This is a genomic window from Empedobacter sp. UBA7252 (assembly GCF_002472765.1).
GTDB lineage: Bacteria > Bacteroidota > Bacteroidia > Flavobacteriales > Weeksellaceae > Empedobacter > Empedobacter falsenii_B.
In genome coordinates this window covers 1-20,148 of sequence record NZ_DKSQ01000080.1, presented here as the reverse complement: position 1 = coordinate 20,148, position 20,148 = coordinate 1, and the positions used below count along the sequence as shown (strand labels likewise).

The following is a 20,148-nucleotide window of genomic DNA, read 5'->3' as shown; positions in this document are numbered from 1 at the left end:
CAAAACATCTAAGACATCTTGAAAACCTCCTCCATTAAAAATTTCGTCTACACCTTGCGCTTGCAAATATTGTGCAGCTTGACCTGAACGGTTACCGCTTCTACAAAAAACTACTATAGGTCTTGACATTGCTTTAAATTCCTCTACTCTTGTAGGAACTTCTCCTAATGGAATATTGATTGCATTTGGAACAAATCCATCTGTATCCAATTCAAAAGGCTCACGAACATCCACTAATGTTACATTAGCATTGTTTATTGCTTCAACTGTTGTCATTTTAATAATTCTATTTCTATTTTTTATCCAATCAATAATTTTGCCAAGCATCTTACCAAATTCTAATACGGTCTTTTGGTGCTTTGTACAATTTATCTCCTGGTTTTGTTTTAAACGCATCGTGGAACGCATCAATATTAACGATTGGTCCAAAAGAACGGTAATATCCAGGAGAATGTGGATCTGTTTTCACTTGATTTACTAAAGCTTCGTCAGTCGCTTTTGTTCTCCAAATAGTTGCCCAAGATAAGAAGAAACGTTGTTGCGGAGTATATCCATCTATGTTTCCGTAAGTTCCTTTATCTTTTAAATACATTTGCAAAGCATCAAAAGCAACAGAAGCTCCTCCTAAATCTCCAATATTTTCTCCAGATGTAAAAATTCCATTTACATGTGTTCCTGCTACTGGTTCGTAAGCATCATATTGTCTTGCTAAAGCACCTGTTGCTGCTTTAAATTTTTCTTCATCTTGAGGTGTCCACCAGTTCACTAAATTTCCATCTCCGTCAAATTTAGCTCCCGAATCATCAAATCCATGAGAAATTTCGTGACCAATAACTGCTCCAATTCCTCCAAAGTTTACAGCTGCATCTGCTCTATAATCATAGAATGGTGCTTGTAAAATTGCTGCTGGGAATACAATTTCGTTATTTGTTGGATTAAAATAAGCATTAACTGTTTGTGGAGACATTCCCCAACGTGTTTTATCTACTGGTTTTCCAAAATCTTTCAAATTATCTTGGAATCTCCATTGACTGTAAGCTAAATTATTTTCAATTAAAGATCCTCCATTTTTAATTGATTTAACTTTAAATCCTGAATAATCTTTCCATTTATCAGGGTAACCAATTTTAACCGTAAATTTATTTAACTTTTCAATTGCTTTTACTTTTGTATCCTTTGACATCCACTCTAAATTATTGATGTGCATATCAAACGATTTAAATAAATAACTAATCAATTCTTGCGCTTTTGCTTTTGCCTCTGGTGGAAAATTATCTTTCACATAAATTTGTCCTAATAACTCACCAACTGTTCCATTTACATAAGCCAAACCTCTTTTATCTAAAGCTCTTTGTTCTTTTTGACCAGATAATTTTTTACCATAGAAGTCAAAATTAATTTTTTCTAATTCAGTTGTAGAAGAATTAGAAAAAGAATCAATCAATTTGAATTTCAAATAATCTTTGATGATTGGTAAATTCTCTTGATTTATGATTTTATCTAAATTTTTGTAATAATCTAATTCACGGATGATTACTTTGTCAGGATTAATTCCGAAAGACTTTACAAACTTCACTACATCAACATTCTTAGAAAAAGCTCCTGCTTCCGATAATGTTACTAAATTATAAGATTTATTTGGATCACGGCTTTCTTCAACAGTTTTGATATATTTTGCCATCATTTTCTCGAAAGCAACAATTTTTGGTCCTTTTAAATCACGAGTTTTAGATCCTGTAAAAGGAAAAACTTGATCGATATATTGATTTAAGTTAGCTAAAGTTTCAGTATTTTTGGCATCCTCTTTTTGGTAATATGTTTTACCTAAAGTTAATCCAACACTTCCTAAATAAACAGCATTTTGCGTACTATTTTTCATATCAGTATAAACAGAAACACCATAAAATGGATTCTCTCCAATTGGAGTAACTTCTGTTAAATACGCTTGTAAATCTGTCAAATTTTTGATTGCATCAATTTGCTTAAAATATTTCTGAATTGGAGCAATTCCTGTTTTATTTCTAGCTTCCATGTTTGTGTAAGCTGAGTATAAGTCAGAAATTTTTTGTTCATTAGAATCTTGAGCATATTTATTATTCAATAAATCTTTTACCAATTTCAAAGAAACCTTATCTGTATTCTCTCTCAATTCATCGAAACTTCCCCATCTTGCTCTATCAGATGGAATTTCTGTAATTTTCATCCAATTACCATTTACATAATTATATAAATCATCTTGTGGACGAACAGACTTATCCATATAATTTGGATTAAAAGCCTGATATGATTCTTGCGCAATTGCTAAAACAGAAGTACATGCAAATGCAGCAACAAATAGTTGTTTTTTCATATTTCTACTAAGTATTTTTGATATGATATGTCGAAATTAATACGACCTTTGTTACAAATTTACTAAATAAAGTATTAATTATTCGTGCAATTTTTGACACTTTTGAAGAGGAAGATTAACATTTTTAAAACTTTCAAACCAAAACTCTTTATCATTTAAGATATTTTATATTGTAAAAAGCTTATTAAAACAGAAAATTTTTCTATATATATCATTCCATATTTATATATTTAACAAAAAACAATCGATTTCTTTATTAATATCTAAATATTATTTTACTATATCCATATTCAATAGAAAATCTTTAAATTTGGAACCAAACAAAAGTAACTTTTTAAGATGGAAACCAATACGATTTTGATCACCGGCGCTTTAGGACAAATTGGTTCTGAATTGGCTGAGAAATTAAAAACCATTCATGGAAAAAATAATGTAATTATTTCTGATATACGTGATCCTAAAGATGTTGATTACGACGGAATTTACGAAGTAATTGACGTAATGGATGCTGATCGAATAAAAGAAGTCATTGCAAAACACAATATTAAAACTGTTTATCATTTAGCGGCTCTACTTTCTGGTACAGCTGAAAAAAATCCAATGTTTGGTTGGAAATTAAACATGGACACTTTGCTTACTTTCCTTGAATTAGCGAAAGATAAAGTAATCGATAAAATCTTTTGGCCTTCTTCTATTGGTGTTTTTGGTCCAGATACACCAAAAGACAATACACCACAAAATACAATTCAAACTCCTTCTACAGTTTATGGCATTTCCAAATTGTCAGGAGAATATTGGTGCAAATGGTACCAACAAAATCATAATGTAGACGTTCGTTCTGTTCGCTTTCCTGGTCTTATTTCTTGGAAAACTCCTGCTGGAGGTGGAACTACAGATTATGCAGTTGATATTTATTACAAAGCAATTGAAGATGGAAAATATACTTCTTTCTTGAAAGAAGGAACTTATTTACCAATGTTGTATATGGATGATGCAATAAATGCCATTATTGAATTAATGTCTGCTGATCCAAAACAATTAGGTGAATTTAAATCTTATAATTTAGGAGGTTTAAGCTTCGCACCAGAACATTTAGCAGCAGAAATCAAAAAACATATTCCAAATTTCACAATCGATTATGCACCAGATTTCCGTCAAGCTATTGCAGATTCTTGGCCGTCTTCTATCGATGATTCTGTTGCAAAAGCAGATTGGGGATTTGAACCAAAATTTGATATCGATAAAATGACAACTACAATGTTAGACAATTTGAAAATAAAATTAGGTAAAGCTTAATTTTTTCTTACAATACAATATTTTAGGAATGCTCTTTGATAATTTTTGGTTAAAAAACCACAAAATATGTCAGGAGCATTTTCTAATTTAAAAAATATCGTCCATCTACTAAAATCTGTTAATTTAGAGCAATTAAATAAAATTTCTCAAAAAGTAGATTTACCTCTTTTAATGGAAAACTTTTCTAAACTTGATGATAAACAACTTCAAGGAATGATGAAAATGTTAAATCCAAATAAAAAACACAAAGAACTTCCTCCAATTGATGGTGATTTCTACGATGTTTTTCACACTTTAACTCCAGAACAGCGTGAATTACAATTAAAAGTAAGAGCTTTTATGGAAAAAGAAGTTAAACCAATTGTTAATGATTATTGGCTTCGCGATCAATTTCCTTTTGAATTAATTCCAAAATTTAAAGAACTCAACATTTGTGGCGTCACTTATGATGGTTATGGTTGTCCAAATTTACCTTTTATTATGGAAGGCGTTTTGGCTATGGAAATGGCTCGTGTAGATGCTTCGATTGCAACTTTTTTTGGCGTACAATCTGGTTTGTCTATGGGATCAATTTATATGTGTGGATCGGAAGAACAAAAAGCAAAATGGTTACCACAAATGCAAAAATTTGATAAAGTTGGAGCTTTTGGATTAACTGAACCCGAAGTTGGTTCTGGTGCGGCAGGAGGTTTAACAACAACGTGTAAAAAAACAGAAGAAGGTTGGATTTTAAACGGTCAAAAGAAATGGATTGGAAATGCGACTTTTGCAGATTTAGTGATTATTTGGGCAAGGGATTTAGATGATGGTGAAGTAAAAGGTTTTATTGTCGAGAATAATAATCCTGGCTTTTCTGTAGAAAAAATTAAAGGAAAAATGGCTTTACGAATTGTTCAGAATGGCTTGATTACTCTGAAAGATTGTTTAATTACAGAAGAAAATCGTTTACAAAATGCTAATTCATTTAAAGACACGGCAAAAGTATTGCGAATGACGAGAGCTGGAGTTGCTTGGATGGCAACTGGATGCGCTCGTGGAGCATATGAAAGCGCTTTGGATTACACTCGAAATCGAAAACAATTTGGAAAACCAATTGCTTCTTTTCAAATGATACAAGGACATTTGGTAGAAATGTTATCTAATTTAACAGCAATGCAAACTTTAGTTTTTCGCTTATCTGAAATGCAAGACGAGGGAATTTTACTAGACGAACACGCATCTTTAGCTAAAGTTTTTTGTACAATGAGAACACGCGATGTCGTTTCACGAGCACGAGAAGTAATGGGCGGAAATGGAATATTATTAGAGCATGACGTCGCTCGTTTTGTTGCCGACTCCGAAGCCATTTACAGCTACGAAGGCACAAAAGAAATCAATTCGCTTATTGTAGGTCGATCTATCACAGGATTTAGCGCGTTTGTATAAATAAAATTTAAAAATCCCAATAAATTAATTTATTGGGATTTTTTATCTACTTTTTGTTCTCCAAAAAAGTTTCAAAAGCTTTTTCGAATTCTTCTAATGTGATTAAATGTGTCATTTCAGCATCAAAAATCTGTTCGATATTTCCGTTTTGTTTTTGAAGATTTTCTACAAATTCAATCTGAAATTTTGGTTCGATCACATCATCTTTTAATCCTGTAAAAATTAAATTTGATTTTGTTGGAACTCCTTTTAATAATTGTTCTGGCAAAAAAGGTTTTAAACGTTCTACCGCTATTACAGCAGGATTAAACATCAAAACTGGAACATTTAACAATAATCCCAAATAATAACTTATCATTCCGCCTAAACTTGTCCCTGCAATAAATTCGATTGGTTCCTTTGTAAAATGTTCAATCAAATCTTGAATCAAAGTTGGAGCATTATCGTAATCAATTGATGGTGCATAACATTCTCCCAAAGAATCTAAATATTCTCTCTTTTCATCTGTTACAAAACCTTGGTAGCCGTGTAAGTATGCAAATTTCATTTGTTTAAAATTTTAATAATTTGATACTGAAAACTTTCAGTAGTTAATGTAAAAATACTAAAAAACCCTTTCAGAAAATTTCAGAAAGGGTTAAAGTTATATAAAAAAATCTTTTTAGTTTACTGATTCAGTTTCCTCTACAGATTCTTCTTTTTGAGTATTTGGTAATTCTCCTTTGAACAAGAACGAAATAATTTCTTTGTTCACTGTGTCTAACATTCTTTGGAAGATATGGAAAGACTCTTGTTTGTAAACAACCAATGGATCTTTTTGTTCGTAAACCGCATTTTGAGACGTTTTACGTAAGTCATCAACATCACGTAAATGCTCTTTCCAGTTATCATCAATCAAACTTAATACAACTGATTTTTCGAAATCTTTTATTAAAGTTTTACCTTGAGATTCGTATGCTTCTTTCAAATCACAAACAACTGTCATTTGACGAATTCCGTCTGTAAATGGTACTTGAATACGAGAGAACATATGTCCTTGATTCTCGAAAACATTCGAAATTACTGGGAAAGCTGTTTCTGCAACATATTTCATACGTGCTTTGTAATCTTCAATTGCTGCGTCGTACGTAATATTTGTTAAATCTTTGATTGATTTAGATCTAAATTCATCTTCAGTAACAGGAGTTCCCATTGTAAAGAATTTAATTAAATCTAATTCATATTGATCAAAATCTTCGAAATCTTTGTTAGATTTTACAACAGAAGCCGCAACATCATAAATCATATTTGCAATATCAACTTCCAAACGATCTCCGAACAATGCATTGTGACGACGTTTGTAAATTACTTCACGTTGTTTATTCATTACATCATCATACTCTAACAAACGTTTACGAATACCGAAGTTATTTTCTTCTACTTTTTTCTGTGCACGCTCGATAGATTTTGTAATCATAGAATGTTCAATCACATCACCATCTTTGTGTCCCATACGGTCCATTAATTTTGCAATTCTTTCTGAACCGAATAAACGCATTAATGAATCTTCTAATGAAACGAAGAATTGAGATGATCCTGGATCTCCTTGACGACCAGCACGACCACGTAACTGACGGTCTACACGACGAGAATCGTGACGTTCAGTACCAATAATTGCTAAACCTCCAGATTCTTTTACTTCTTTCGTTAATTTAATATCGGTACCACGACCAGCCATATTCGTTGCAATTGTTACAGCTCCTGGTTTACCAGCTTCTGTTACAATATCAGCCTCGCTTTTGTGTAATTTTGCATTTAAAACATTGTGATTAATTCCACGTAATTTTAATGCTTTTGATAATAACTCAGAAATCTCAACATTAGTTGTTCCAACTAAAACTGGACGTTTGTCATCTTGAGATAAACGAACAATTTCCTCGATTACTGCTTTATATTTTTCACGATTTGTTTTGAAAACAATATCGTTTTTATCGTTACGTAAAATTGGGCGGTTTGTTGGAATAGAAACAACATCTAATTTGTAAATTTCCCAGAACTCACCTGCCTCAGTTTCCGCTGTACCAGTCATACCTCCTAACTTATTGTACATACGGAAATAGTTTTGTAATGTAATTGTCGCAAACGTTTGTGTAGCTGCTTCAATTTTTACATTCTCTTTCGCTTCAATTGCTTGGTGCAATCCATCCGAATAACGACGACCATCCATAATACGACCTGTCGATTCGTCAACGATTTTTACTTCACCTTCAACCACAACATACTCGATATCTTTTTCGAATAATGTATATGCTTTTAACAATTGGCTTAAAGTATGGATACGCTCAGATTTGATTGAGAAATCACGGAAAAATTCTTCTTTCATTTGAAGAATTTCTTCTTTAGTTTTTCCTGAATTTTCAATTGCTCCAATATTTGTCGAAACATCTGGTAAAATGAAGAAATTCTCATCTTCCATTCCTTTAGACAAATACTCGATTCCTTTATCTGTTAAATCTGATTGATTTTGTTTTTCATCAATAACAAAGTATAAATGCTCGTCAACTTTTGGCATTTCACGGTTATTATCCTGAATAAAATGCGCTTCTGTTTTTTGTAATTGAGCACGAATACCATCTTGAGATAAGAATTTGATTAATGGTTTGTATTTTGGTAAACCACGGTAAACTTGGTATAATTTGAAACCACCTTCTTTTAAATCTCCTTGTTTGAATAATGTTTTTGCTTCGTTTAATGTTTTTCCTAACATCTCACGTTGCATTTGATATAAACGATCAATTTTTGGTCTTAATACATCAAATTCGTGACGATCTCCTTGTGGAACTGGACCAGAAATAATCAATGGTGTACGAGCATCATCAATTAAAACTGAATCGACCTCATCGACAATCGCAAAATTTAATTCACGTTGTACCAAAGCATCTGGTGTATTTGCCATATTGTCACGTAAATAGTCGAAACCAAATTCGTTATTTGTTCCATAAACAATATCAGATGCATACGCATCGCGACGACCTGGAGAGTTTGGTTGGTGATTATCGATACAATCTACTGATAAACCATGAAAAGAGAAAATTGGACGCATCCACGCCATATCACGTTTTGCCAAGTAATCATTCACCGTTACTAAGTGAACTCCACGACCAGTTAGTGCATTTAAGTAAATAGGTAAAGTTGCAACCAACGTTTTACCTTCCCCTGTTTGCATCTCCGCAATACGACCTAAGTGTAAAGCGGTACCTCCAATAAACTGAACATCGTAATGAGACATATCCCATGTTACTTGACGACCTGCTGCATCCCAAGAGTTTTTCCAGATTGCAGTATTATCATCTTTAAGAGAAACGAAATCGTGTCCACGATTTACCAAAACTTTATCAAACTCAGAAGCTGTAACTTCTAACGTTTCGTTTTCAGTAAAACGTTTCCCTGTTTCGCGCATTACAGCAAAAGCTTCTGGTAAGATTTCTAATAAAATCTTCTCTTCTACTTCGTATGCTTCTTTATTGATTTTATCAATTTTAGCGTATAAATCTTCTTTTACACCAAAATCTTCTGTTTCCTCAACTTGTTTTTTTAACTCTTCAATTTGAGTTTTGAAATCTTTAGTCGCATCAGCTAATTTAGCTTTAAACTCTAAAGTTTGCCCTCTTAATTCATCAATTGATAATGAACTAAGCTTTTGACCAGCTTCATTCGCTAAGTCAACATATTTTCGTAATTCTTTTACATCTTTGGCATTCTTATCACCTAAGAAACCTTGTAAAATTTTGTTTAAAATATTCATATTTTTCTGCGTTCTTCGTCAAAATTAGCCACAATATATTTGAGACTAATTAAGATGCAAATATACGTTAACTATGTTAGTTATAGATTATAGAATCGAAAAAAGCCCCAATTTGGGCTTTTTTATTTTTAATATTCGTCCTCGTTCCAAAGGAAATCGTCGTCCGTTGGATAGTCAGCCCAAATTTCTTCAATGCTTTCGTAAGAATCTCCTTCATCCTCAATAGATTGTAAGTTTTCTACAACTTCCAAAGGTGCACCAGTACGAATTGCGTAATCAATTAATTCATCTTTTGTTGCTGGCCAAGGTGCATCACTTAAATAAGATGCTAATTCTAAAGTCCAATACATAGCTTATATTTTTTATTATTAGTAGAGACAATTAAACTCTAATTTATTTTCTAAAATTTGATTTTTTGCAAATCAAATAATCTGCCAAAGTCAAACTGTCAGTATTTATGTTAAAATTAAATTTTTTCGTTCTCTATATTTATTTAATTTTATGCCTAAATATAACGAAAATGGACACGAATATAACAAAATTATTTGCAATAAAATATCCAATTATTCAAGGTGGTATGATTTGGAATAGTGGTTGGCGATTAGCGTTAGCTGTAAGTAATGCTGGAGGACTAGGTTTAATAGGTGCTGGAAGCATGTATCCTGATGTTTTACGCGAGCATATAAAGAAGTGTAAAGCTGCTACAAATCATTCTTTTGGCGTTAATGTTCCAATGCTTTATCCGAATATTGAAGAAATTATGCAAATTATTGTGGAGGAAGGTGTAAAAGTTGTTTTTACTTCTGCCGGAAATCCAAAAACGTGGACAGAAACTTTAAAAAAAGAAGGAATAACTGTTGCACATGTTGTCAGTAGTGCCAAATTTGCATTAAAATCTCAAGATGCAGGAGTGGATGCTGTCGTGGCAGAAGGTTTTGAAGCTGGCGGACATAATGGCAGAGAAGAAACCACTACACTTTGTCTTATTCCGAATGTGAAACGTCAAATCGATATTCCATTAATTGCTGCTGGAGGAATTGGAACAGGTTCTCAAATTTTAGCAGCATTTGCATTAGGTGCAGATGGAGTACAAATTGGTTCTCGTTTTGCTGCAACTCAGGAATCTTCTGCTAATCAAGCTTTCAAAGATGTGATTGTAAATGCGCAAGAAGGTGACACGCAACTTACATTGAAAGAATTGGCTCCTGTTCGATTGATTAAAAATGAGTTTTATAATCAAGTTCAAGAAAAATATCAACAAGGCACAACCGCAGAAGATTTGAAAGAACTTTTGGGTAGAGGACGTTCTAAGAAAGGAATGTTTGAAGGCGATTTGGTAAATGGAGAATTAGAAATTGGTCAAGTTTCGTCATTAATCGATTCTATTCCGACAGTTGCAGAAGTTTTCGACGATTTATTAGTAGATTATCAAGTTGCAAAAGATAAATTAATTCGATTATAATCATCGTTCAGTTTTAAACACTATAAAAAAGCTGTCAAAAATTTTTGACAGCTTTTCGTTTTATAATCTTCCTTGTTCTTTTAATTTCCAATAACGCATTAGTCCATTAACAGACATCCAGCATGGATTGGCATATTCATACACCTGAATTTGATCTTCTGTTAAACCTAAGTCTTTATAGTTTTTTTTGACATAATCGACAAAAACAGGGACAATTTCTTCGGTCGGAATTTTATCATCATACATCGGTTTGATATAATTTGACCAATCATCTAAAGCTTTTTCTAATTGATCAAAATGATTTTCTAAATCTTCGTGATAACCATAATGCGTCGGATAAATTCCTTTTGCATTAATTTTTCTCAATTTAGCAATCGATTCTTTCCACAATTCAATATTAATATCTGGCGGCGGACAAGGAGGCGAAACAGGTCCATTTTCTATCTTCACCCCCGCTACATCACCTGTAAAAATAACATCGTCCAACACATAAGCATTGTGATGAACAGCATGTCCAGGCGTATAAACAGTCTGAAAAACAGCATCACCAAACTCCACACTTTGTCCATCTGCCAAACCAACCAAATATTCTTCGTCAATTGGTTTCATTTCTCCCCACAAACGATCCATATCGTCACCATAAATCATTTTTGCAGATTCCCACAATTTCTCAGGATTTTTCAGATGCGGTAAACCAATCGGATTTAAAAAAATTGTTGCGCCATGTTCTGTAAATTTCCATGCAGCACCAGCGTGATCAAAATGAATATGTGTAATTAATATGTTTTCAATATCGATTACCCGCCAACCTAAAGCTTCTATTCCTGTTTTCAGATTTTCGAAAGTGGAGTATGGGCCCGGATCGACTAAAACCGGTCCCTGTTCTGTTTCGATTAAATAAGTTGCGATAGCTTCCTTTTCATTTTGAAAATTCAGGTCTATTGTATGTATTTTTGGCATGCTATAATATTTCTTCTATGGTATATTTTATTCCATTAAATTCTATTTTATCGCCGGCTCTTTTTCCAACCAACGCTTCAAAAATAGGTGCTTGTGTACTAATTCCTACAAACTTTTTATTTTCCCATTCGAAATCTTTGAAAGATAAACCAATGACAAAATTAACTTTGTCAGTCAAAAACAACATTTCCTTCCGTTATTTCATCAATCAACTCAGGGCGAAGTACTCTGAAGTTATTTAAATCTTCTGTTGCTTGATTAATTCTTATTTGTAAATTTCTGGCGGAATCTGTCGACTGACTTTGTTGTGCAAAATCATCAAGCTCTAAACTCGATTCTTCATCTAAATCAGCACTTTCAGTATAAATTCGCTCCGATTCTTTTAAGGCGTTTATTTCATCTTGTTTAAGTTGAATAAGATGCTGAATGACATCTTTTCTGATATGTTTTTTATTCATTTTTGTAGTTTTAAGTTTAGATAAACTTACAAAAAATAAAAAACTCCTGAACTATTCATTCAAGAGTTTTTTACTACTATATTTAATTATCCTGATGTTATTGAGCGAAGCTATAGCGTGCACCTCCCGGACTGAAAATAGATAACATTCTACTTTTTTGTCCTTCAGAGAACATATATAATCCTCTATCGTCACTATAATCCATATAATTCATGGTCATTTCGACAGGAGATCCTGAACATGTACTATAATGAGGGTATGCAGGGACACCATAGTTTGGTGCATTATGATAAGGCGTATCGTTCACATAATCTGTTAGACATCCACCACCATCTCCCCAAATGTGACGTAAATTCATCCAGTGCCCAACTTCATGAGTAGCTGTTCTCCCTAAATTGAACGGGTAAGTTGCTGTTCCTGTATTTCCAAAATATCTTGAATCAATTACCACTCCGTCTGTTGCAGAACTACCCCCGGGAAATTGTGCATAACCCAGAATACCACTTCCGATTGTACAAACCCATAAATTAAGTTTTGTTGTAGGGGAAGTTGGCAGAATTCCTGTACTTTTCTTCATGGCATCATTTGTTCCCCAAGAAGTTTTTGTTGTTTGTTTTCTGTTCACCGTTTCTAATTCAAATTTAATCCCAACATTTGCTTTTACATTTGAAAACAAAGCGGGTACCTGTGAAAAATCAGCATTCTGTGCATTGAAATCTTTATTTAAAACATCAATTTGAGATTGAATCTGAGCTAAAGAAATATTTTCAGCGGCCGTTTTATACAAAACATTTACAACAACAGGGATAACAATAGTTCCATTGACTAGTTTTCCTTGCATTTTTTCAAAGTTTTGGGCATGGGCTTCAATATCTGCCATTTTTGAGGCCAGATTAGGATTTTCTGATAGCTGTAATTTTAAAACTTCATCAGAAGCGCACGTTCGACTTGCAACTTTTTGATTAGCAGATTCTGCTTGAGGATCCATTTCGTTTTTAGTGTCATCACTACAAGCTGTGAATACAGCAAGTGTAGCTAATGTAAAGATAAGTTTGTTCATATTATTGTTATTTAATTAGTGTTATTTAATTAGTGTCTACTAAAAATACAATAATATTTATTAAAAACATGAATAAAATCATATTTTAACAATAGAAACAATTACAGGTACATAATAGTTTGCAAGAATGGAAGTTAAATTGAAAAAATATCACATCTGATTTTATGGAAGAATTTCATTGATTTCATCCTCCAGTTCATATTTGGTCATGGCTTGATCATGAAAAACAACTTTTTCTCCTTTATTGTAAATAATTGTAACAGGAATATTTCCACCCCACTTGGAATCGAAAGAAGGAATCCATTCATTCATCCGCTTGGTGTCATCCAGTAAAACAACTTCTGTATTGATGTGATAATCTGTTATAAATTTCTTTACTTTATCCAATACTTTTGGTCGATCCAAAGATACCAACAGCATTTTGAAATTGGGATTGTCTTTGTATTTTTCATTAATTTCCATAAACGCAGGAATCTCCTCTACACAAGGTGCGCACCACGTTGCCCAAAAGTTAACCACCACAACTTGATCTTTATAAGTTGTGATTTTTTCGTGCAAAGCTTCATATTTTACAGTTTCTACAGATTGTGCATTTACAGTAGAAAAAGCCAAAATTCCCATTAAACCAAGGAAAGAAAATAGTTTCATATTTACTTTTTAAAAATATTTGTTCAAATGTAATAGAACAAGAATCAATCCAAGCTATTTTTCTCGAAATTTTGTTGAATAGAATATTAAACCGATTTTTGTAAAAAAATAATCAATTTGTTTTCAAAAGAAGATGCTTATCGCATAAAAAAGGATTTTTGGATTTCGTATGGAACGTATATGAAATTGCAGATGAATGCCGAAGGAACGCGTATTAATTGGATAAATTACAAAACGGATATAAAAGGTGTTTATTTTAGAACGGATGTCGAACGCAAGTTTGCAGAGGTTTCGATTGAAATTTCGCATCCAGATCCGTCAGTTCAACTGATGATCTATGAACAGTTTGAGGAATATGAAAATGTTTTGGAAAATTATCTTGGCGAAAAATGGATTTGGACAAAAGAAGATTATGACGAAGACGGAAAAATGATTTCGACAATAAAAATACGTTTAGAAAACATTAGTATTTTTAGAGAAACCGATTGGCCGCAAATTATTCCGTTCCTAAAAGATCGAATGATTAATTTGGATGAATTTTGGTGCGATCACAAAGATAGTTTTGAGATTTTTAAAGAATTATAAAGCAAAAGATGCTCAATATTGAGCTTCTTTTTTATTTCATTTTAAGCAATTTCGCACGTAAAATTCTCGATTTCTAACAATTCATTCGTTTCTTCCAAAACTTCGTTTCGTTGTTCTTGAGACAAATTTAATGAATCTAAAAACTTATTATTTTGTTTTAAATCTTTCACCAAAATACATTCTTTTGACAAAAGAACTTTTTCTTGCTCTGGCGTCAAAGTCGTTAAACATGTAATTGGATACAAAGCCGCATTATCAACCAAATATTTGATACTATTTGTTTCTGGATAATCCCAAGAAATTAATCCAATTCCATAATAATTTGCAAAATCTATACTATCAGTTGTCAAATAAGCATTTGTTACCAAGAAACCTTTTGTTGGTTTCATATCTCGTCCAAAAAAATGATACGTATGACCTTCTACATCTTTCATTCGTGATAAAAAATACATCGGTGTTGTCACCGAAATTTTGGCATCTTCGTCATTTCTAAATTTACATTCGCAAAAAAGTAACTGATCACCTTTAGAAGCCACCACATCTATTTCGTGCGTTACCGCATTTCCTTGTACAATTTCTGAATGCAAAGATTGATATCCTGCCGCTTGCATCACTTTTCCAATCCACTTTTCGAAATAGTATCCTTCTGGTCCCAAATCTCGCAAAGCTCTTTTCAAGCTATAACGCGCCGCATACGAATTTCTATAATTTTTGAGATGGGCAAAAGCAATTTTATACAATTCTCTTGTCGGAATACCCTCGTAAAGATCTTTCGAAACTAATTCGAAAACTTCTTCAACTTCCTCTTTTTTTGCGCCAGATTTCGTTAATGAACGTTTTAAAGCTTTTGGATTATATGGAATTAACTCACCTGAGTTTTTCTTTACTAACATATTTTAAGGTTGAATTTTATTCTTAACGAATTTAAATAATTCTGATTAAAAATCCTTAAAAGTTTAAATTCTAAATAAAGGTTATCTTTGCAAAGCTTTAAAATCAACATATGAAATTAGAAACATTTTTACAAGAAAGAAGTGGCAACCAATGTGAGTTGACAGGATTTACAGAGGATTTAGCTATTTATGAAGTGAATCCTGATGCAAGTAGTAATCCTGATCGAAATGTTTACATTACACAAAAATGTATCAACCAAATTGAAAAGAAAGAGGAATTAGATGCTTCTTTTTGGGAATCATTTTTACTTTCTTCTATGTGGAGCGAAGTTCCTGCCGTACAAGTGCTTTCTTGGCGAATGCTAAATCGCTTTAGAAACGAATCTTGGGCTGCTGATGCTTTAGACATGATGTATTTAGATGACGAAAATATGGAGTGGGCAAAAGCTTCTGGCGATCACGAAGGTGACGGAAGTGTGGATTTGCACAAAGATAGCAATGGAAATATTTTGGTGAATGGAGATACGGTGACATTGATTAAAGATTTGGATGTAAAAGGTTCTTCTATCAATGCAAAAATTGGAACTGCTGTTCGAAACATTCGTTTAGTTCATGATAATACCGAACAAATTGAAGGAAAAGTTGACGGACAATTAATCGTTATTTTAACGAAATTCGTGAAAAAACAAGCATAAAAAAATCCACTCAGTTGAGTGGATTTTTTGTTTTTATCTAAAATTTACTTTTCTATTTCTTTCAAGTTTTCCATTTTCTTTGTTGCAAGAAAACCTTTGATATCTTCGAAATGTTCTTTGACACGTTTATTTCCAAATTCGAAAACTTTCTCTGCCAATCCATCTAGGAAATCACGATCGTGAGAAACTAAAATTACTGTTCCTTCAAATTCTTTCAACGCATCTTTGATAATATCCTTTGTTTTCATATCCAAGTGATTTGTTGGCTCATCTAAAATCAAGACATTATAAGGTTCTAACAACAATTTTACCATTGCCAAACGTGTTTTTTCTCCTCCAGAAAGCACTTTTACTTTCTTATCGATATCATCACCTTTGAACATGAATGCACCCAAAATATTTTTAATTTGTGTTCTGATATCACCTTCTGCAATGCGATCTACAGTTTCGAAAATAGTTAAATCTTCATCTAATAAAGCAGCTTGATTTTGAGCAAAATATCCGATTTGTGCATTATGACCAATTTCTAATTTTCCTTCAAAATCAATTTCATTCATAATCGCTTTAATCATTGTTGATTTTCCTTCACCATTTTTCCCAACCAACGCCACTTTTTGTCCTCGTTCGATGACCATATTTGCATCCTTAAACACAATATGATCACCATACGATTTATCTAAATTTTCGACTACAACAGGATATTGCCCAGAACGTGCAGCCGCAGGGAATTTCAATTTCAAAGCTGAAGTATCAACCTCATCAACCTCGATAATATCTAACTTTTCTAACATACGAACGCGTGATTGTACTTGTTCTGTTTTAGAGAAAGTTCCGCGAAAACGTTCGATAAATAATTTATTTTCGGCTATGAATTTTTGTTGCTCATCATAAGCTTTTTGCTGATGAATTCTACGATCTTGACGCAACACTAAATAGTCAGAATATTTGGCTTTGTAATCATAAATTCGTCCCATTGTAACTTCAATAGTGCGATTTGTAATATTATCGACAAACGTGCGGTCGTGCGAAATCACCATAACAGCTTTGGCTTGATTTTTCAAGAAATCCTCTAACCATTGAATTGATTCGATATCCAAGTGGTTTGTAGGCTCATCTAATAAAATCAAATCAGGTTTACGCAAAAGAATTTTAGCCAATTCGATTCGCATACGCCAACCTCCCGAAAACTCAGAAGTTGATCGATCCAAATCTTCTTGCGCAAATCCCATTCCTTTCAAAACCTTTTCCACTTCGGCTTCGTAATTTACTTCTTCTATCGAATAAAATTTTTCACTGACTTCCGAAACGCGTTCGATTAGCTTCATATAATCATCACTTTCGTAATCAGTTCGTACAGTTAATTGCTCATTTAATTCATCAATTTCATTCTTCATTGATAAATATTCAGCAAAAGCTTTTGACGTTTCTTCGCGAACAGAACAATTATCTTCGGTTAACAAATGTTGCGGCAAATATGCAATTACCGCATCTTTTGGTGCTGAAATATTTCCCAAAGAAGGTTTATTGATTCCTGCAACAATCTTAAGTAAAGTAGATTTTCCTGCACCATTTTTACCCATTAAGGCAATTTTGTCATTTTCATTTATCACAAAACTAACTCCACTAAACAACGTTGAAGAACCGAATTGAACGGCAATATCATTAACTGTAATCATAAATTTTATCGAATAATTGCGGCAAAGATAATCTTTTTCAACCGAGATCAAATCAATAAAAAAGCTTGAGATTATCTCGAGCTTTTATATATTGTAAAGAATTTCTTAAACCGTTAAATCTTCGCCAATTTCTAATAAAATCAATTGAATATGACGCGAAAAGAAAATAGATTTCGCTTCTGCTTTATCAATTTTAATTGGTGGAAAAGTATCATAATGATAACCCAAAACCTTAGTTGCTTGCACATATTCTGCCGCAATAGAAGCACTTTTTGCCCCCATCGTAAAATTATCTCCGATTGGTAAAATTGCTAAATCAAGTTGTCCAATTGTATCCGGAATCAACTTCATTTCGTATGTCAAAGCTGTATCACCAGCGATGTAAACTCGCTTTCCTTCACTTTCGATAATGTAACCATTTGGATCTCCTCCATATGTTCCATCAGCAAATGAACTCGAATGAAATGCAATTGTAGATTGAATCGAACCAAAATCAAAACTAAATTTACCACCTGTATTCATTCCGTGTGCTTTTAAACCTCTTTCCGAATAATAAGAAGCAATTTCTGCATTCGAAATAATCAAAGCTCCTGTACGTTTTGCCAATTCTTCCACATCATACACATGATCTTGATGCGCATGCGTAATAACAATATAATCCGCTTTTAAACTTTCGAAATCGATATTCTTTGCTAATTCATTTGGTGTAATAAATGGATCAACAATAATGTGTTTACCGTTTGCTTCAATCGCAAGCGAGGCATGTCCTAAATATTGAATTTTCATTATATATTTTTTTGTGATTAACGAATTAAAGTATCAATAAAATCGAAACCGATTAAACTATATCCTAATAATACAGCGAAAAATAAAGCTAACATTGCTACTTGTTTCAAGAATGGATCGAAATCTTTAGGATCTTTTACTGCAAAAATTTGACGACGAATGGCGTTCGCAAAAAAGATTAAAATTAAAAATACAAAACCAGATAATTTACCTTGTTTAAGTGGTGACATCGTTACATATAATGCGCTTAATGCGAACGGAATCGTCATTAAAGCCATTTGGTAATATTTACTTTTTTGAAAACCTAATTTTGATGCAACAGTAATTTTATTGTTTTTGACATCATTTTTCACATCTCGCATATTGTTCAAATTTAGCACTGCTACACTCCAACATCCCATCGAAGCTGCAGGTAATAAAATTTGCCATTGAAAAACTTTAGAATATAAAAATTCTCCACCAGCAACAGCTAAAATCCCAAAGAATAAGAACACAAAAACATCACCTAAACCAATATATCCGTATGGTTTTTTTCCCATTGTATAAGCCATTGCTGCAAAAATAGACGCAACTCCCAGTCCAAGAAAAATGTAAATATATTTCATATCATTTGGATAAAAAGATACATACAACAATGCTGAAACGCAAGCTAAAGAAATTGCAACCATAATTCCAATAGCTATTTTCATTTGGTTTTGAGTTATCAATCCAGATGCTACAGCACGCTGCTCTCCTACTCTATTTGCGTCCGTTCCTTTTACCGCATCGCCATAATCATTCGCGAAATTTGATAAAATTTGGAAAGCCAAAGTTGTTAAAAGAGATAAGAAAAATATATCATTTCGAAAAATTCCTTCTGATTTTGCAATAAATCCAGCCAATAATAATCCACTCAAAGAAAGTGGTAATGTGCGAAGCCTTGCGGCTAATATCCATTTTTTCATACTGAACAAAGATAATGAAGATTTTACTTTTTTTATCATCTAAAATTGAAGTAATATTGCATAGAATTTATCTATTTCAACTACTAAAATGCCTCGTAAAAAGAAAACACAACAATCTATTTTTAGTACATTAAAAAAAATCAAACTTTCGACTTATGTGATTAGTTTACTGATTTTGTGCGTTGTTTATTTTACATATCGTTATCGTCATGGTATTCATTACTATTTTTCGGTTGTAGAAAAATCGTTGAAAGGCGAAAAATTGGTTGATGGTAAAGTCACAAAATTTGATATCCGAAATATTGAGGTGATTGATAAATATTATCTCAAAACTTTTGGTGTTGATGTTTCGCATTATCAAGGAAAAATTGATTGGACGAAAATGCATACGATTTACAATTTATATCCGATAAATTTTGCTTTTATCCGTTCTACAATGGGAACTTCGTCTATTGATGAGACTTTTGAGGATAATTGGGAAGGTGCAAAAGAAAATAATATTTTGCGTGGTGCTTATCATTTTTATCGTCCAGATGAAAACTCTACTTTACAAGCACAAAATTTTATTGCAAAAGTAAAATTAGAAAATGGTGATTTGCCTCCAGTTTTGGATATTGAAACCTTACCGAAAACACAATCCATGGATCGTTTAGTCGAAGGAATCAAGAATTGGTGCAAAATTGTTGAAGAGCATTACGATATCAAACCGATTATTTATACATCAGATAAATATTTTGAAGATTATTTACAAGATCATTTTGATGGTTATATTATTTGGATTGCCAATTACAATTTTTGGGTACAAGAAATGAAAGGGCATTGGGATTTTTGGCAATTTACCGAAAAAGCAACCATAGATGGTGTAAAACGTTATAAAGTTGATGTGAATATCTACAACGGGACCATTGATGATTTAGAAGGTTTGACGCTTTAGAAAATTAATGAATCAATTTTACAGCTCCTTTTTCATCATAAATCAATGTATCTTTTCTTATCATTAAAATAGTATTTTCTTCAATTATAGGGTAAAAATAACAATACTCGCAATCTTCATCAGGTATCATTATACTGTCTGAGTATGATTTATTTTTATTAATTTCTACCTGTTGTGCATTTTGATTAATAA

Annotated in this window: 21 protein-coding genes; 6 read left to right on the top strand and 15 right to left on the bottom strand. The window is 32.6% G+C overall.

All coding sequences use genetic code 11. The features are described from left to right. Nucleotides 1-276 (bottom strand): rhodanese-like domain-containing protein (locus tag B2X73_RS11570; protein ID WP_291096487.1); only part of this gene is annotated, 276 nt, incomplete at its 3' end. Between the two features lie 52 nt (nt 277-328). Beyond that, on the bottom strand, nt 329-2,350 hold the full coding sequence (locus tag B2X73_RS11565; protein ID WP_286496203.1) for a M13 family metallopeptidase: 2,022 nt from the start codon (nt 2,348-2,350) through the stop codon (nt 329-331). Nucleotides 2,351-2,689: 339 nt separating this feature from the next. Between B2X73_RS11565 and B2X73_RS11560 the strand changes: the two genes are divergently transcribed. Continuing rightward, entirely contained in the window at nt 2,690-3,646 is a 957-nt protein-coding gene (locus B2X73_RS11560; RefSeq protein WP_219035143.1) for an NAD-dependent epimerase/dehydratase family protein, read from the top strand. A gap of 66 nt (nt 3,647-3,712) precedes the next feature. Next, nucleotides 3,713-5,071, top strand: coding sequence for an acyl-CoA dehydrogenase family protein (locus B2X73_RS11555; RefSeq protein WP_219035144.1), 1,359 nt, complete (start codon nt 3,713-3,715; stop codon nt 5,069-5,071). Between the two features lie 46 nt (nt 5,072-5,117). Here B2X73_RS11555 and B2X73_RS11550 read toward each other — a convergent pair whose 3' ends face one another. The 3 genes from B2X73_RS11550 to B2X73_RS11540 form a co-directional block, all read right to left on the bottom strand. Further along, entirely contained in the window at nt 5,118-5,618 is a 501-nt protein-coding gene (locus tag B2X73_RS11550; protein ID WP_280037347.1) for a YqiA/YcfP family alpha/beta fold hydrolase, read from the bottom strand. 114 nt (nt 5,619-5,732) lie between these two features. After that, nucleotides 5,733-8,855 (bottom strand): preprotein translocase subunit SecA, encoded by a 3,123-nt coding sequence (gene secA / locus B2X73_RS11545; RefSeq protein WP_125350181.1) that lies wholly within the window; start codon nt 8,853-8,855, stop codon nt 5,733-5,735. Between the two features lie 128 nt (nt 8,856-8,983). Beyond that, entirely contained in the window at nt 8,984-9,205 is a 222-nt protein-coding gene (locus B2X73_RS11540) for a DUF2795 domain-containing protein (protein WP_019976296.1), read from the bottom strand. 170 nt (nt 9,206-9,375) lie between these two features. Between B2X73_RS11540 and B2X73_RS11535 the strand changes: the two genes are divergently transcribed. Further along, a complete protein-coding gene (locus B2X73_RS11535) occupies nt 9,376-10,317 on the top strand; it encodes an NAD(P)H-dependent flavin oxidoreductase (protein WP_291096484.1) in 942 nt (313 codons plus the stop codon). A 60-nt stretch (nt 10,318-10,377) separates the two neighbouring features. On the opposite strand, the gene B2X73_RS11530 is transcribed toward B2X73_RS11535, so the two are convergent. From B2X73_RS11530 to B2X73_RS11510, 5 genes are all read right to left on the bottom strand, one after another. Then, the gene (locus tag B2X73_RS11530; RefSeq protein WP_291096482.1) at nt 10,378-11,277 is read right to left on the bottom strand and encodes an MBL fold metallo-hydrolase; all 900 of its coding nucleotides are present in this window, start codon (nt 11,275-11,277) and stop codon (nt 10,378-10,380) included. A 1-nt stretch (nt 11,278) separates the two neighbouring features. After that, a complete protein-coding gene (locus B2X73_RS11525) occupies nt 11,279-11,464 on the bottom strand; it encodes a hypothetical protein (RefSeq protein ID WP_291059559.1) in 186 nt (61 codons plus the stop codon). After that, the gene (locus tag B2X73_RS11520) at nt 11,448-11,735 is read right to left on the bottom strand and encodes a hypothetical protein (RefSeq protein WP_291059561.1); all 288 of its coding nucleotides are present in this window, start codon (nt 11,733-11,735) and stop codon (nt 11,448-11,450) included. Before B2X73_RS11520 ends, B2X73_RS11525 begins: the two co-directional genes overlap by 17 nt. A gap of 97 nt (nt 11,736-11,832) precedes the next feature. Further along, entirely contained in the window at nt 11,833-12,795 is a 963-nt protein-coding gene (locus tag B2X73_RS11515; RefSeq protein ID WP_219035149.1) for a zinc metalloprotease, read from the bottom strand. A gap of 162 nt (nt 12,796-12,957) precedes the next feature. Then, nucleotides 12,958-13,443: a TlpA family protein disulfide reductase gene (locus B2X73_RS11510; RefSeq protein ID WP_280037360.1), complete on the bottom strand. Its 486-nt coding sequence runs from the start codon at nt 13,441-13,443 to the stop codon at nt 12,958-12,960. A 117-nt stretch (nt 13,444-13,560) separates the two neighbouring features. Between B2X73_RS11510 and B2X73_RS11505 the strand changes: the two genes are divergently transcribed. Continuing rightward, the gene (locus tag B2X73_RS11505; protein ID WP_125350185.1) at nt 13,561-14,028 is read left to right on the top strand and encodes a DUF4268 domain-containing protein; all 468 of its coding nucleotides are present in this window, start codon (nt 13,561-13,563) and stop codon (nt 14,026-14,028) included. A 41-nt stretch (nt 14,029-14,069) separates the two neighbouring features. On the opposite strand, the gene B2X73_RS11500 is transcribed toward B2X73_RS11505, so the two are convergent. Continuing rightward, nucleotides 14,070-14,921: an ATP cone domain-containing protein gene (locus tag B2X73_RS11500; protein ID WP_125350186.1), complete on the bottom strand. Its 852-nt coding sequence runs from the start codon at nt 14,919-14,921 to the stop codon at nt 14,070-14,072. A 110-nt stretch (nt 14,922-15,031) separates the two neighbouring features. Here B2X73_RS11500 and B2X73_RS11495 point away from each other — a divergent pair, with 110 nt between their 5' ends. Next, a complete protein-coding gene (locus B2X73_RS11495; protein ID WP_291047092.1) occupies nt 15,032-15,616 on the top strand; it encodes a PhnA domain-containing protein in 585 nt (194 codons plus the stop codon). A gap of 44 nt (nt 15,617-15,660) precedes the next feature. Here the strand turns inward: B2X73_RS11495 and B2X73_RS11490 are convergent, their stop codons facing one another. The 3 genes from B2X73_RS11490 to menA form a co-directional block, all read right to left on the bottom strand. Beyond that, on the bottom strand, nt 15,661-17,292 hold the full coding sequence (locus B2X73_RS11490) for an ABC-F family ATP-binding cassette domain-containing protein (RefSeq protein ID WP_291047093.1): 1,632 nt from the start codon (nt 17,290-17,292) through the stop codon (nt 15,661-15,663). A 105-nt stretch (nt 17,293-17,397) separates the two neighbouring features. Further along, nucleotides 17,398-18,078, bottom strand: a complete 681-nt coding sequence (locus B2X73_RS11485) for a metal-dependent hydrolase (RefSeq protein ID WP_038332212.1) — start codon at nt 18,076-18,078, stop codon at nt 17,398-17,400. Between the two features lie 17 nt (nt 18,079-18,095). Further along, on the bottom strand, nt 18,096-19,022 hold the full coding sequence (gene menA / locus B2X73_RS11480; protein WP_114999711.1) for a 1,4-dihydroxy-2-naphthoate octaprenyltransferase: 927 nt from the start codon (nt 19,020-19,022) through the stop codon (nt 18,096-18,098). Between the two features lie 88 nt (nt 19,023-19,110). Between menA and B2X73_RS11475 the strand changes: the two genes are divergently transcribed. Further along, nucleotides 19,111-19,956, top strand: coding sequence for a glycoside hydrolase family 25 protein (locus B2X73_RS11475; protein ID WP_291096464.1), 846 nt, complete (start codon nt 19,111-19,113; stop codon nt 19,954-19,956). Nucleotides 19,957-19,960: 4 nt separating this feature from the next. On the opposite strand, the gene B2X73_RS11470 is transcribed toward B2X73_RS11475, so the two are convergent. Then, the coding region (locus tag B2X73_RS11470) for a hypothetical protein (protein WP_291059565.1) at nt 19,961-20,148 on the bottom strand (188 nt) is incomplete at its 5' end.